Raw genomic sequence first — 12,989 nt, 5'->3', positions numbered from 1 at the left:
GGGCTCGGGCCTCGGGAGGCGAGCTGGGCGGCCTTCACCGTGCTCGACTACGTGCTGGGCTTCACCATCGAGGAGCAGGGCTTCACCGCGCAGGGCGAGGAGACGGCGGAGCGGGCAGGGGTCCTGCGCGAGTTGGCCCGGGCCCGCTACCCCCATGCTGCCGGCGCGGTGGAGGCCATCCTCGACCGCGACTTCGACCGCCGCTTCGCCTTCGGCCTGGACCTGCTCGTCGCGGGGATTCGCGCCCGGCTGCCCGCGAAGTAGCGGCGCGCCGTCAGGATCCGCGCGCCTCCTTCGTCCCGCTGGCCCACGCAGCGTTCCCACCGAGACCCGCCCGTCATCCCGGCTGTCTGCGCGGGGTGGCTCGGGCATCATGCCGCCCATTCCTCCCGGCCTGACGGGAGGCCACGAGGAGTCCTCGGCGATGGATACGGAACTGCTGGGCAAGGGTGTGCTGGTCACGGGGGGCGCGGGTGGCATCGGCTCGGCGCTGGTGCGGGCGTTCGCGGGCGAGGGCGCGAAGGTGGCGGTGCACTACCACCGCAGCCAGGAGAAGGCGGCGGCGCTCGCGCGCGAGGTGGGCGGCACGTCCGTGCGCGCGGACCTCACGGTGGAGGCGGACGTGGACGCGCTGGTGCCCGCGGCGGTGAAGGACCTGGGCCGGCTGGACGTGCTGGTGTGCAACACGGGCGTGTGGCCGGCGGCGGATGAGCCGGTGTGGCAGATGTCGCTCGAGCGCTGGCGCCGCACGCTGGCGGAGAACCTGGACAGCGTGTTCCTGAGCTGCCGCGCGTTCCTGCGCCACGTGGCCACGACCGGCACGGGCAACATCGTCATCATCAGCTCCACGGCGGGCCTCTTCGGCGAAGCGGGCCACACCGACTACGCGGTGGCGAAGGGCGCGCTCACGAGCGGCTTCGTCAAGAGCCTCAAGAACGAGCTGCACCGCATCGCGCCCCTGGGCCGCGTCAACGTGGTGTGCCCGGGCTGGACGGCGGTGGACCGCCACCGCGACAAGCTCGACGACCCGAAGTTCGTCGGCCGCGTCACGCGGACGATGCCGCTGCGCAAGGTGGGGCAGCCAGAAGACGTGGCGCGGGTGGTGGTGACGCTCGCGTCGGACCGCATCTCCGGACATGTGACGGGCGAGGTCGTCACCGTGGCGGGGGGCATGGAAGGAAGGGTGCTGCATGAAGGCTGACGTGGACGTGCGGGCGTACAACCGCGAGGCATGGGACGGCGAAGTGGGCCGCGGCAACATGTGGACCGTCCCGGTGGGCCCGGAGGTCATCGCCGCCGCGCGCCGGGGCGACTGGAGCGTGGTGCTCACGCCGACGAAGCCCGTGCCCCGCGCGTGGTTCGGGGACCTCGCCGGCAAGGACGTGCTGGGGCTCGCGAGCGCGGGCGGTCAGCAGTGCCCGGTGCTCGCTGCGGCGGGCGCGCGCGTCACCGTGTTCGACAACTCCCCCGCGCAGCTCGGGCAGGACCGCAAGGTCGCCGAACGCGAAGGCCTGACGCTGAAGCTCGTGGAGGGCGACATGAAGGACCTGTCCGCCTTCGCCGATGGGAGCTTCGACCTCATCTTCCACCCGTGCTCCAACTGCTTCGTGGACGCGATCCTTCCGGTGTGGCGCGAGGCCTTCCGCGTGCTGCGCCCGGGCGGCGCGCTCCTCGCGGGCATCTGCAACCCGGTGCGCTACCTCTTCGACCCCGCGCAGGAGGAGCAGGGCGTGCTGCGGCTCAAATACACGATGCCGTACTCGGACTTCACCAGCCTCACTGACGAGGAGCGCCGCCGCTACACCGACAAGGGCGAACCCATGTGCGTGGGGCACTCGCTGGAGGATCAGCTCGGCGGCCAGTTGCAGGCGGGCTTCGTGCTCACCCACCTCTTCGAGGACAAGTTCCCGGAGAAGGATCTGCTCTCCACGTTCCTGCCTACGTTCATGGCCACGCGCGCGGTGAAGCCACCCCTGCGTCCGTGACACAGAAGTGCGTTGCGCTCGGGAGCCGAAAAAGCCTACAGGTGCGGGGTCCGGGTCCAACCGGACATCCCCCCTTTGTAGGAGTCACCCATGAAGCTGTCCCTGCATCTCTCGGCGCTGTTGCTCGCGGGCGTTTCCGTTCTGGGTCTGGGCTGTGAAGGCGCGGCGTCGCGCGACCCGCTGAATGCCGTCGAGGCGGGCGCGCAGGTCGCCGTGGAGCCCCAGCTCGCGGAGGTGAAGCAGGGCGCGGTGGGCGACACGTTCCTGCGCTGTACGCAGCCGCAGGACGGCTCGTACCTGGAGGTCGTCCAGACGGCGACGGGCTACGAGGCGGCCACGGTGACGGAGGCGTATGACCCCTGGGACTGCCGCTGCACGTACCTGAAGCGCGAGGTGCTGGGGCAGTACACCCGCTGCTACCGCTCCACGGTGGATCCGCGCGTCCTCAATTGCTTCCGCATCGAGCCGAACGGCACGACGGGCAAGGTGGTGCTGTCCACCACGCGCAACCAGCTGACGCAGATGGTGCTCGGCAGCACGCAGACGGTGTCCCGCACCGAGCTGAGCATCGCGGCCATCAACCAGGACCCGGGCCACACGCCGCGCCTGGACTTCACCTACAACATGGCGGACTGCCAGTAATCCAAAGCCGTCCGGACCGCGATTTAACCTTCCGCGGGCTCCGGGGTTTCAGGTGTCAGAGGGCGACGGGAGCAGGCCTGCACGGCTGCTCTCCTCGCGCTCCTGACCCGAACCTGGAGTCCACACCATGTCGCTGAAGTCCGTCCTTCGCGGTACCGCCGTCGCCACGCTGCTGTTCGCCGTGCCCGTGTTTGCCCAGACGGCCCCGACGCCCGACTCCGCGCCCAAGGCCGGCCAGTGCGAGCGCGGCGGCGGCCACCACGGCAGGCACGGAGGAAACAAGTTCGGCCGCATGGAGCACCGGCTGGACAAGCAGGTCACGGAGGGGCGCCTCACCCAGGCCCAGGCCGACGGCTTCAAGGCCGAGGCCCGCCAGCTGCACGAGGAGATGAAGGCCGCCCGCGCCGCCAGCAACGGCCAGGTGGATGAAGCCCAGCGCTCGCAGTTCAAGGAGCGCCGCCGCGCGCTGAAGGAGAAGATCAAGGCCGCGCTGGCGCCCACGCAGCAGGGCGCCTGAGGTCCGCCGTGGAGGGGGAACGTGACGAAGGGGTCCCGGCCGGCGCAGACTGACCGGGCCCCCTGTCGTCGGGAGTCTCCATGGTCCGCGGTCTCCTCGTCGCAGTCGTTGCCCTCACCGTTGGCTGCCGCGCGCACTCGGGCGTGACGGAAGGGGGAGCGCAGGCCTCGGCCGGAGTGCCGGAGGTGGCGGAGAAGCCGCTGACGCTGGTTGCGGACGCGGAGCTGGTGCGCGTGCAGAACCGCGCCCGCTACATCGTCGCCTCGGAGCAGGGCGCCATCCGCGCCACGGACCTGCTCCTGGAGCGGCCGGACCTGGACCGCACGCGGATGAACTGGTTCTTCACCGTGCCGCGCGGCAACGCCTGGTACGCTGTCTTCGGGCGCTTCAACCCGGAGGACACCTTCGTCCCGGCCTACGCGTACCGCGCGCCCATCGAGTTCTCCGGCGAGATGGAGGACTTCCCGGTGGCGTCGCTGCCCGAGGGCATGGAGGCCGTCGCGCGCGCCGTGAGCACCGCCTGCGAGCGCGTCTTCCAGGTGCACGGGCGCAAGCAGCTCAACCCCGTGGTGGTGGAGGAGGACGACGGCATCACCGTGTACGTGCTGCAGGGCTTCGACGACTCGAACCTGTACCTGCTGGGCGGCGACTTCCGCTTCCGCTTCAGCAAGGACGGCCGCCAGAAGCTCCAGGAGCTGCCGCTGCACCAGGGCCTCATCCCCGTGTCCGTGGCGCCGGATGGTGACGGCGAGCGTCCGGCCTTCTCCGCGCATGCACACGTGCTGTTCCCGGGGCCGCTGGAGACGGAGCTCGCGCTGGTGATGCTCTATCCCGTGCTGGGCGGCCTGTTCGTGGGCGCGTCGGATCAGGACTGCATCTACGCGCTGTCGCCCGACGGCACCATCCGCGCGGTGCGCCTGAGCCGCGAGGAGGTCCTGCGCGAGCTGCGGCCGGACGGCACCTTCGCGCCCCCCGAAGCCCTGGTGCCCGCGAAGGAGGACGAAGCGGGCGTGGTGCTCTGAACAGCTGCCACCCCGGCACTGTTGAACAACGATCATCCCTGTCGTCCTGGAGCCGTGGCACGTGGGCTCGCGGTGCCTACAGTGCTCCGCCTCACGGGGCCGCCCGGCGCATCGCGCGGCCCCGTGTACCCGACAGGAGGACGCGATGGCCTTGCAGAACGACTACCAGGACGTGTTGGACGTGGCGAAGAACGTGGGCGCCAAGGTCGAGACCCGTGAGGAGGGCGGCAAGCTCATCATCAAGGGCTCGGTGGACCATGCCTTCGACCGCGATCGCATGTGGGATCAGATCAAGGCGAAGCACCCGAAGTGGAACGACGAGATCATGGTCAACCTGACCGTGACCCACGCCGAGCCCTACGGCGTCTACACCGTGAAGTCGGGCGACACGCTGGGCAAGCTGGCCAAGGACATCTACGGCGACATGAAGCTGTACCCGAAGATCTTCGAGGCCAACAAGGATCAGCTCAAGGACCCGGACCACATCAAGGTGGGCCAGGTGCTCAAGCTGCCGCCGAAGACCATCGCCAACAAGGCGTAGCGCCAAGGACGCCCTCTGCCGACGGTGGCTCCCTCTGGAGACCGTCGGCAGTGGGTGGTGCTTCACACCGGGGAGATCTCCCGGCGGCGGTACGGGCGCTCCACGCGCTTGTTCGCGGTGCGCTTGAGCGCGCGGGCGAGCAGCCGGCGGGTGTCGCGCGGATCCACGACGTCGTCCACCATCGCCATCGCGGCGGTGCGCTCGATGCGGATGTGCTGGCGCAGCCCATCCGACAGCTCCTTCTTCATCGCGGCGGCGACCTCCGGGCTCTCCGCGCCCTGGAGCACCTTGCGCGCAGCGATGGACACCATGCCCTCCGGGCCCATCACGGCGATCTCCGCGCCCGGCCACGCGACAAGCAGGTCGGGTTCGAAGGCGCGGCCATTCATCACGTAGTAGCCCGCGCCGTAGCCCTTGCGCACGACGACGGTGAACTTGGGCACGGTGGCGCTGGCGGTCGCGTACATCATCTTCGCGCCGTGGCGGATGATGCCCTGCTGCTCCACCTTGGTGCCCACCATGAAGCCGGGCACGTCCTGCAGGAAGAGCAGGGGGATGTTGAAGGCGTCGCACAGGTTGATGAACCGCGCCGCCTTGTCCGCCGCGTTCACGTCCAGGATGCCGCCCAGGTACATGGAGTTGTTCGCGACGATGCCCAGCGGGTAGCCGTCGATGCGCGCCAGGCCCGTGATGAGGTTGCGCGCCCAGCGCGGCTTCATGGGGAAGAACTTCCGGTCATCCACCAGCGACAGGATGACCTTGTGCATGTCGAACGCCTGGCGAGGGCTCTCCGGCACCACCTTGAGCAGGTCGTCGTCGCGGCGGTCGAACGGATCGCTGGACGGACGGCGCGGCGGCTTGTCCTCGCAGTGGGACGGGAAGAAGCCCAGGTACTCGCGCACGGCGGCGAGGCAGGTGGCGTCATCCGGGTACTCCGCGTCCGCGACGCCGGAGATCTCGTTGTGCACCTTCGCGCCGCCCAGCTCCTCCTCCGTGACCTTCTCGCCCACGGTGGACTCGACGAGGTACGGCCCGCCGATGGCCAGCGAGCTGGTGCCCTTCACCATGGGGAGGAAGTCCGCGAGGCCGGGGATGTAGGCCGTGCCGGCGGCGCCGGGGCCCACCATCGCGGCGACCTGCGGAATCACGCCGCTCATCACCACCTGCTCGCGGAAGAGGTAGCCCGTGTCCGCGAAGCTCGCGATGCGCCGCGGGTCGATGCCGGAGCTCGCGTCCAGCCGCGCGCCGGCCGAGTCCACCAGCCACACCATGGGGATGCGGTTCTTCAGCGCGATGTCGCGCAGCCGCGCCACCTTGCGCTCACCAATCTCCCCGATGGAGCCGCCGAACACGGTGAAGTCGTAGAGCGCGGCGGCCACCGGACGGCCGTCGATCTCCCCCGTGCCGGTGATGACGCCGTCGGCGGGGGATGGCTTGCCGTCTTCCTCCTCTGGCAGGTTGCCCTGGTGCGCGGCGAGCAGGCCCAGCTCCTCGAAGGTGCCTTCATCGAAGAGGAGCTTCAGTCGCTCGCGCGCGGTGAGCTTCCCTTTGGCGTGCTGGCGCCCGATGCGCTCGGGGCCTCCCATGCCCTCGTTGCGCTGGCGCTGCTCGGCGAGCTTCTCCACGCGTTCGGTCATCTTCATGGCGGCGGCACTCCCTGGATTGATTCTAGAATCAATCAAACCAGGGGCGGGGCCCGGCAGGAAGGGGAGAAGTGGAGAAGGTCAGGCTCCGCGCAGCCGCGCGGCCCAGGTGAGGTAGGCGCCCCGGGGGTCGGCGAGCGGGTCGCGGAAGAGGGCGCGGATGTCCGCGACGTCCACCTGGCCCGCGTCGAAGGCGCGGTAGAGGCTGTCGCCCAGCAGGTAGCCGAGCGCATGGCTGACGCCGTGGAAGAGGCGGTCGCGGCGCAGGGGCAAGAGCTTCACGGCCTCGTCGGGCCCTTCGGTCTCCGTGGCCTTGTGGGCGAGCACGAAGGCGGCGATCTGCCGCTCCAGGCCACGGGACTCGCCGAAGCGCTTCGCCCACTCGGAGACGGTGGGGCAGGTGCGCCGCGGGTTGACGAGCTTGGAGCCGAAGAAGCCCAGGGCCTCTTCCAGGCAGCGTGCGTAGAAGGCCTCGGACGCGCCGCGCGGGGCATCCATGGCGTCGCCCACGGCGCAGTGGCGCACGAAGTGGGCGGCCTCCTCGGCGGCGTGGTTGAGCGACAGCGACGCGAGGTAGGCCGTGCGCGCGCGGGGGATGTAGCCGCTCTCGCGCGAGAGGATGTGCTTGCGAAGCTGGGACAGCTCCGCCTGCGTGAAGCGGCCGCGCTGCCGGATGCGCGCGAGCACGTCGCCGTCCGCCGCCGTCGTCACCTCCACCGAGTCCAGCGCGCGGCCCACCGGCACGCCCGCGAGCCGGCCGATGAGCTCCGCCATCTCCCGGAAGCGCTCCGCGGCGCTGCGGTCCAGGAGCGGGGCGTCGTCGCCTTCGGCCTCCAGGTAGTCCAGGAAGCTCTGCTGGCAGAGGACGGGGGACGCGTTCATCAGGCACAGCGCGCCATCCGCCAGCTCCACGGCCTCGGCGGAGCCCAGGCGGCCTTCGCGGGCGAGGCGCCACCAGAGCCCTTCGGCGTTCTGGTAGACGACGAGGCTGCGGCGCGGGTGGGTGTCTCCCAGCGCGCGTTCGACCTGGGCGGGCAGGTGACAGGGGGCGGCGTGGAACTGACCCACGAGCACCATCACCAGGGGGACGTCGTCCGCGCGGGCGACCCGGGCGATGCGCTCGGCGGCGAAGGCGTCGCGCAGGGCGAGCGAGCGCTCTCCCTGGGCCCGCCGGTCGATGGCCGCCACCGTGAGCTTGTGGCGCTTCGCGAAGCCGAGCACGGCGCGGATGCCGGCACCTGGACCGAAGCCCGTGTCGGCGCCGTGGCCCAGCCGGGACAGGAGCGTGCGCTCCGGCAGCCGTCCCGCGAGGTACGCGTCCAGGGCGGCCTGGTGACGGCCTTCCACGCACTCGAGCGCGAGCACGACGCGGCGCCCGGAGGCGAGGGCGCGCTCGGCGAGGTCCAGGTACGTCTGCTGGGCGAGGGGCAGCGTGTGGTAGTCGCCGACGTAGACGAGGTCCGAGGCCACGACGCGCTGGTGCACGTGGGTGACGGGGACGACGCGCTGGTAGGTGCTCGTGCGCCGACGGTAGCGCGCCTCATAGGCGCGGAACGCTTCGGTGCGGCCCTCCACGACCCGGGCGATCTGGGCGCGTTGGCGGCGGAAGAGAGCGAGGTGAAGGGCAAGCGACGCGCGCATGAAGTCGAGGCAACGTCGCATGCGCTCGCGGGGGCGGCAAAAAATCAGCGGGAGGGATCCGGGGTGGCTTGCTTGACTCGCATGGCCCTGCAACGGACGATCGTCATCAATCTTGCGGCCCGTTCTTCCTCGCACACTCCTCCTCTGTGCCGTGGTGTTCCTCGCGGCTCCCGTCCACGCGCAGGAGCCCGCATTGCTGCACGCCGCGCCGCCACGCGCGGAGGTCCGACAGGCGCTCCAGTTGGATGCGACGCTGGTGGACGGCGGCAAGGTGCTGGAGGTCTTCGTCCGCTATCGCGGCCCCGGTGAGCCGTATGTCCAGGTCCCGATGGAGCGGCAGTACGGCGACCTGTACCGCGCCGCCATCCCGGCTGAACACATGGTGCCGCCCGGCGTGGAGTACTACGTCGAAGCCGTGCTGGTGGATGGCGAGCGCACGCCCCTGTTCATGTCCGCGCTCCGTCCCGCGCGTGTCGCGGTTGGGACTCTTACCCGGGAAGCACCCCCGGCCCGTGCCGCGGCGGGAGCGCCCAGGCCCGGGGCCCGGTCCGAGGACACGCGGGCCGCTCCGAGCATCGAAGCCTTCACGCCGCCCTCCAGTGGTTCGGACGACGAGGATGATTCCGAGGCGTCCACGTCCCATGGCGCGCCCGTCGATCCGCGGGGTTCATCCCGGACGGGAACGCAGGGGCCCGTGACTCCGCCTCCCGCGTCGCGGGGAAGTACCGTGGATCCCCGGACCGGGAACACAGGGGCGCCTGGGTCACGAGACTCACAGGATGCTCGCGCCACCGAGGGAGCGGGGCCGCGAGGAACCTCCCGCACGGAGCCTTCCGACTCGCGGGCATCGGGCCGTCCGGATGTCGCTGATCCGCGAGCCGCGTCGCGCACCGAGGGTCCGGATGCGCGAGGTTCAAGCCGCATAAGCGGCACGGACACGCGAGGTGCTGCCCAGACGAACAGCACGGAGCCACGAGCGTCAAATCGCGCGGACAGCTCCGCTGCTCCATCTGCGTCGTCTCGCACGGACGCTCGCGCCTCGAACCGCACGGACGGTTCCTCTGCTCCGCCGGGGGCGTCCCGCGCTTCAACCCGTGCGGACGGCTCTGCTCCACCTGCGACAGCGCGCACGGACGGCTCCGCTCCGCCTTCCTCCTCTCGCACGCACGGCACGGATACTCGCGGTGGTACCCGGACCGACGGCACGGACTCGCGGAGTGCGCGCCCTTCGGACTCCGATGACGCAATGGCCGCGCTCAACGCGGACGTTCCACCGGACCCTCGGGGAGACTCCTCGACCTCCCGCGGCCCCACCGCGATGGACGACGACCTGGCGCTCTACAGCGCGGAGGACGTGCTCGCGGTCACGACGCTCCAGGAAGAAGCGGTGCGCACGGTGCCGGCCATTGGCGCGTCCTTCAACCGGGCGCAGATGATCGCACTCGGAGCCCGCACGGTGGCGGATGTGCTGGACGTGGTGCCGGGCGTGTCCGTCAGCCGCGACGTGCAGGGCTTCCACCGCACCGCCATCCGGGGCCTTCGCAACGACGCGGAGGTGCTCTTCCTCCTGGACGGTCACCGCCTCAACAACTTCTTCGACGGCAAGGCGCTGATGAACCTGCCGGTGGAGAACCTGGAGCGTATCGAGGTCATCCGAGGGCCAGGCTCCGCCATCTACGGCGCGGGCGCCTTCCTGGGCGTGGTCAACCTCGTCACGAACCACGCCGACGGCGTGCGCGGCGCTGTCACCACCGGCGGCATCCCCCGCGACGACGGCCGGCTCGCGCTCACCACCGACGGGCACCTGTCCGCGGCGCACTCCACGGGCGACCTGCGCCTGTTCGCGGACCTGGACCTGTGGAGCCAGGACGGTGACTCGCTCGTCATCGACCACGACGCGCTCGACGCCGAAGCCGTGGACCAGGGCCTGCGCAACGTGGAGGACCCCGCGGGCCACACGCGCGACGGCCGCTTCCTCGTCAACGCGGGCGCGGGACTGTCCTACGGCCTGGACAGCGCCGGGCGCCTGGGCGTCTCCGCGCGCTACCTCACCGAGCAGCGCGATGCCCTGGTGGGCCTGTTCGACACCGTGGGCGAGGACTCGGAGCTGTCCTGGGACGTGCTGCTCGCCGACCTCACCTGGGACCGGCCCTTGAGCGACGGTGGGCAGGTGCGCGCCCGGCTGGGGTTCGACCAGCAGTCCACCGACCGCCGCTTCCAGCTCACCCCCCGCGACTTCCGCACCGGCACCGGCGTCGACCAGCGCTTCCCGGACGGCCTCCAGGAAGAGACGAGCGTCACCGTTCGCACGGTGTCCGCGTCGGTGGACGCGGACCTCGCGCTCGCGAAGGAGAACCACCTCACCCTCGGCCTCATCGCCGAACAGCAGTCCCTGTCGAAGTACGCGTATACGACGAACTACACGCTCGACGGCCGCCTGCGCCCCAGCCCCGCGGCGCCCGAAGGGCTCGTGGACCTGACGGAGCTCGCGGACGGCGCCGCTTCCCGCAGGCTCATCCTGGGCGTGTCCGCGCAGGACCAGTGGACGGTGCTCTCCGCGCTGACGCTCACCTTCGGCCTGCGCGTGGACGCGATCCAGCTCCCCAACGTGGACGCGGCGGGGACGCTCGATGGCCGCAAGACGGTGGTGCGCGTCAACCCGCGCGTGGGGCTGGTCATCGCCGCGTCGGACGCGCTCGTGCTCAAGGCCCTCTATGGCCGGGCCTTCCGCCCGCCCACGCCCCAGGAGCTCGTCGAGCGCATCCCCGACACCGACTACAACCAGGGCCGCTTCGAGGGAAACCCGCTCCTGCAGCCCGCCACCGTGGACACCTTCGAGCTGGGCGCGGACCTGGTCCAGGCCGCGGGCGACACCCGCGTGCGCGTGCGCGGCAACGCCTTCCTGCAGAACTTCGCCTCGCCCATCACCCCGGTGGACACCAGCGGCAACATCGTCCCTCTGCGCAACCGCGAGCTGGGCGTGCGCGTGTACGGCGTGGAGGCGGAGGCCCGCCTGGAGGCCTCCAAGCGCGCCGCCGCGTGGGTCAACGCCAGCCTCTCCCGCGCGCAGGACCTGGAGCTGCCGGGCCAGTCCCGCCTGCTCACGGACGTGCCCCAGGCGCGCTTCAACGCGGGCGTGTCCATGCCCCTGGGCGACTGGGTGAACCTGGACGTGGTGGTGCGCTCCGGGGCCGAGCGCCGCAACAACAGCCGCTCCACGCTGGAGCTCATCCGCCGCTATGAGATTCCCGCCTACAGCCTCATCACCGCGCAGCTGCGCTCCGAGCCCCTGCTGGAGCACTTCGAGGTGACGCTCTACGCGCAGAACCTCTTCGACCACGACCTGCGCGACGACGTGCCCCGGCCGGACCGCGTCCCCGGGCTGCTGCCGCGCGAGGGCGTGTCCGGCTACCTCACCCTGAGGGCCTTCTACTGATGGACCGCCGCTTCCTCGCCGCCGCGCTCGCCGGGCTGTCCCTGCTGCCCGGATGCCTCGCGTACAACGACTCCTGCGCCCCGTTGGTGGACGACCCCGACGCCGTCGTCGGCTATCTGGGCGAGGAGGTCTTCCTGGACAAGACCTTCACCCGGCACGACAACAACGCGCTGGGGCAGCTGGCCGCGGACGCGTTCCTCCACGTCGAGGACGGCGCGGCGAAGCCCACCGAGCTGGGCATCATCAACGGCGGCTCGCTGCGCGACGAAGGGCTGTGCGTCACCCGCACGTCCGTGCGCACCGGGCCGCTCTCCAACGGCGTGCTCCACGAGGTCATCCTCTTCGAGAACCTCGTCGTGACGGTGGACCTCACCGAGAAGCAGCTCGTCGCCCTGTTCGAGCACTCCGTGGAGGCGCTCGCCCAGGAGGGGCAGGCCATCGTGTCGCCCTCGGGCGCGTTCCTCCAGGTGTCCGACGGCACCACCCTGCGCGTGGACTGCGCGCGCCCCGTGGGCCAGCGCGTGAAGGAGCTGCGCGTGCGCGGCCGCACGGTGTCGCTGCCCGCGCGCGACGACGCATCCATCCGCTACCGCGTGGCGATGTCCACCTTCGTGCTGGAGGGGGGCGACGGCTACGGGAGCATCCTGGGCACCGCGGGACAGGACCCGGACCGCAACCCCGTGCAGGCGCGCAGGCTGGGAGGCACGGACGCCAACCTCACGGCGGCGTACATGAAGGACACGTACCCCAGCCCGGTCCAGGCGCTGAAGGAGGCCCCGCGCATCGTCTTCGAGAACTGCGCCCGGCCCGCCAGACCCGCTCCGCGCTGAAGAGGCGCACGGAAGGGGCCCTCAGGGCCGGGGCGGGGGACGTTTCCCCTACGTCTTCGAGGGGTCGTCCGAAGGAGCCGGGGTGCTGACCGCCACCGCCACCGGAGCGGCGGCGGGAGGCGGAGCCACGGCGGCCACCTGCCGGGGAGGCAGGGGGCCAAGCACGTCGTTCACCGAGGGCATCCGGCGGATGTCGGCGCGGGCCACCTTCCACGCCTGCTGGACGATCCACGAGAGCGAACGGTCCTGCCGGTTCGCCTCGCGCTGAATCTCTTCCAGCATGTCCTCGGGGAAGTAGAGCGACTGCTTGCGATGATCCGTGGTGGCCATTGCCGGGTCTACTCCTCGCGAGGGTCCTGGCGCTCGTCGCCAGTGACGTCATTGACGGCAGGGAATGACTTGATGCGCTCGCGGGCGATCTTCCAGGCCTGCTGCACCACCCACGAGAGGGACCGGTCCTGCCGGTTCGCCTCTTCCTGGATCTCCTTCAGCATCTCCTCGGGGAAGTACAGCGACTGCTTGCGCTTGTCGGTGCCTGCCATACCTGGGTCTCCGGGGCGGATTCGAGGTGACGACCTGAACACACCGGGGCGGTTATCCGACAGACTCCCTGAAGGGTCAACGGTTTCGGAGCACTCGTGCGTGCGCTCGTCCGCTGAACGCTCCGCTTCCGACAGTGCGAGGGCCCCTGGACACGGGGGCCCTCGCACTGTCGGAAGCGGAGCGTTCAGC

At 70.8% G+C, this 12,989-nt stretch carries 13 protein-coding genes; 9 read left to right on the top strand and 4 right to left on the bottom strand.

Features of this window, described 5'->3' with window-relative positions; genetic code table 11:
* The 7 genes from D7V93_RS24475 to D7V93_RS24445 all read left to right on the top strand — a co-directional run.
* A partial coding sequence (locus tag D7V93_RS24475; protein WP_208723137.1) for a TetR/AcrR family transcriptional regulator C-terminal domain-containing protein occupies positions 1–264 on the top strand: 264 nt, incomplete at its 5' end.
* Between the two features lie 160 nt (positions 265–424).
* Complete coding sequence (locus tag D7V93_RS24470) at positions 425–1,201, top strand: SDR family NAD(P)-dependent oxidoreductase (protein WP_120645705.1); 777 nt, start codon at positions 425–427, stop codon at positions 1,199–1,201.
* Positions 1,191–1,985 (top strand): class I SAM-dependent methyltransferase, encoded by a 795-nt coding sequence (locus D7V93_RS24465; protein ID WP_120645704.1) that lies wholly within the window; start codon positions 1,191–1,193, stop codon positions 1,983–1,985. The genes D7V93_RS24470 and D7V93_RS24465 overlap by 11 nt, the downstream gene beginning before the upstream one ends.
* 90 nt (positions 1,986–2,075) lie before the next feature.
* The gene (locus tag D7V93_RS24460) at positions 2,076–2,627 is read left to right on the top strand and encodes a hypothetical protein (RefSeq protein ID WP_120645703.1); all 552 of its coding nucleotides are present in this window, start codon (positions 2,076–2,078) and stop codon (positions 2,625–2,627) included.
* A gap of 127 nt (positions 2,628–2,754) precedes the next feature.
* Positions 2,755–3,144: a hypothetical protein gene (locus tag D7V93_RS24455; RefSeq protein ID WP_120645702.1), complete on the top strand. Its 390-nt coding sequence runs from the start codon at positions 2,755–2,757 to the stop codon at positions 3,142–3,144.
* 80 nt (positions 3,145–3,224) lie between these two features.
* Complete coding sequence (locus D7V93_RS24450; RefSeq protein ID WP_147451302.1) at positions 3,225–4,166, top strand: hypothetical protein; 942 nt, start codon at positions 3,225–3,227, stop codon at positions 4,164–4,166.
* Between the two features lie 145 nt (positions 4,167–4,311).
* On the top strand, positions 4,312–4,707 hold the full coding sequence (locus D7V93_RS24445) for a LysM peptidoglycan-binding domain-containing protein (RefSeq protein WP_120645700.1): 396 nt from the start codon (positions 4,312–4,314) through the stop codon (positions 4,705–4,707).
* Between the two features lie 62 nt (positions 4,708–4,769).
* Here the strand turns inward: D7V93_RS24445 and D7V93_RS24440 are convergent, their stop codons facing one another.
* Complete coding sequence (locus D7V93_RS24440; protein WP_120645699.1) at positions 4,770–6,350, bottom strand: acyl-CoA carboxylase subunit beta; 1,581 nt, start codon at positions 6,348–6,350, stop codon at positions 4,770–4,772.
* 81 nt (positions 6,351–6,431) lie between these two features.
* On the bottom strand, positions 6,432–7,991 hold the full coding sequence (locus D7V93_RS24435) for a ChaN family lipoprotein (protein WP_120645706.1): 1,560 nt from the start codon (positions 7,989–7,991) through the stop codon (positions 6,432–6,434).
* A 1,246-nt stretch (positions 7,992–9,237) separates the two neighbouring features.
* Between D7V93_RS24435 and D7V93_RS24430 the strand changes: the two genes are divergently transcribed.
* Both D7V93_RS24430 and D7V93_RS24425 read left to right on the top strand, forming a co-directional pair.
* The gene (locus D7V93_RS24430; protein ID WP_372338346.1) at positions 9,238–11,427 is read left to right on the top strand and encodes a TonB-dependent receptor plug domain-containing protein; all 2,190 of its coding nucleotides are present in this window, start codon (positions 9,238–9,240) and stop codon (positions 11,425–11,427) included.
* Entirely contained in the window at positions 11,427–12,257 is an 831-nt protein-coding gene (locus D7V93_RS24425) for a 5'-nucleotidase C-terminal domain-containing protein (protein WP_120645697.1), read from the top strand. The genes D7V93_RS24430 and D7V93_RS24425 overlap by 1 nt, the downstream gene beginning before the upstream one ends.
* Before the next feature lie 48 nt (positions 12,258–12,305).
* On the opposite strand, the gene D7V93_RS24420 is transcribed toward D7V93_RS24425, so the two are convergent.
* Complete coding sequence (locus D7V93_RS24420) at positions 12,306–12,587, bottom strand: TIGR04563 family protein (RefSeq protein WP_120645696.1); 282 nt, start codon at positions 12,585–12,587, stop codon at positions 12,306–12,308.
* 8 nt (positions 12,588–12,595) lie between these two features.
* Positions 12,596–12,799 (bottom strand): TIGR04563 family protein, encoded by a 204-nt coding sequence (locus D7V93_RS24415; protein WP_015350409.1) that lies wholly within the window; start codon positions 12,797–12,799, stop codon positions 12,596–12,598.
* Between the last annotated feature and the right edge of the window lie 190 nt (positions 12,800–12,989).

It is taken from the genome of Corallococcus llansteffanensis, from assembly GCF_003612055.1.
GTDB classification, from domain to species: domain Bacteria; phylum Myxococcota; class Myxococcia; order Myxococcales; family Myxococcaceae; genus Corallococcus; species Corallococcus llansteffanensis.
This window is presented reverse-complemented; position numbering and strand designations above follow the sequence as displayed.

Excerpts from the sequence above, each read along its gene's own strand:
- D7V93_RS24420 (WP_120645696.1), bottom strand. The coding sequence starts at position 12,587 with ATGGCCACCACGGATCATCGCAAGCAGTCGCTCTACTTCCCCGAGGAC.
- D7V93_RS24455 (WP_120645702.1), top strand. The coding sequence starts at position 2,755 with ATGTCGCTGAAGTCCGTCCTTCGCGGTACCGCCGTCGCCACGCTGCTG.
- D7V93_RS24450 (WP_147451302.1), top strand. The coding sequence starts at position 3,225 with ATGGTCCGCGGTCTCCTCGTCGCAGTCGTTGCCCTCACCGTTGGCTGC.
- D7V93_RS24465 (WP_120645704.1), top strand. The coding sequence starts at position 1,191 with ATGAAGGCTGACGTGGACGTGCGGGCGTACAACCGCGAGGCATGGGAC.
- D7V93_RS24470 (WP_120645705.1), top strand. The coding sequence starts at position 425 with ATGGATACGGAACTGCTGGGCAAGGGTGTGCTGGTCACGGGGGGCGCG.
- D7V93_RS24460 (WP_120645703.1), top strand. The coding sequence starts at position 2,076 with ATGAAGCTGTCCCTGCATCTCTCGGCGCTGTTGCTCGCGGGCGTTTCC.
- D7V93_RS24445 (WP_120645700.1), top strand. The coding sequence starts at position 4,312 with ATGGCCTTGCAGAACGACTACCAGGACGTGTTGGACGTGGCGAAGAAC.
- D7V93_RS24430 (WP_372338346.1), top strand. The coding sequence starts at position 9,238 with ATGGCCGCGCTCAACGCGGACGTTCCACCGGACCCTCGGGGAGACTCC.
- D7V93_RS24425 (WP_120645697.1), top strand. The coding sequence starts at position 11,427 with ATGGACCGCCGCTTCCTCGCCGCCGCGCTCGCCGGGCTGTCCCTGCTG.
- D7V93_RS24435 (WP_120645706.1), bottom strand. The coding sequence starts at position 7,991 with ATGCGCGCGTCGCTTGCCCTTCACCTCGCTCTCTTCCGCCGCCAACGC.
- D7V93_RS24415 (WP_015350409.1), bottom strand. The coding sequence starts at position 12,799 with ATGGCAGGCACCGACAAGCGCAAGCAGTCGCTGTACTTCCCCGAGGAG.
- D7V93_RS24440 (WP_120645699.1), bottom strand. The coding sequence starts at position 6,350 with ATGAAGATGACCGAACGCGTGGAGAAGCTCGCCGAGCAGCGCCAGCGC.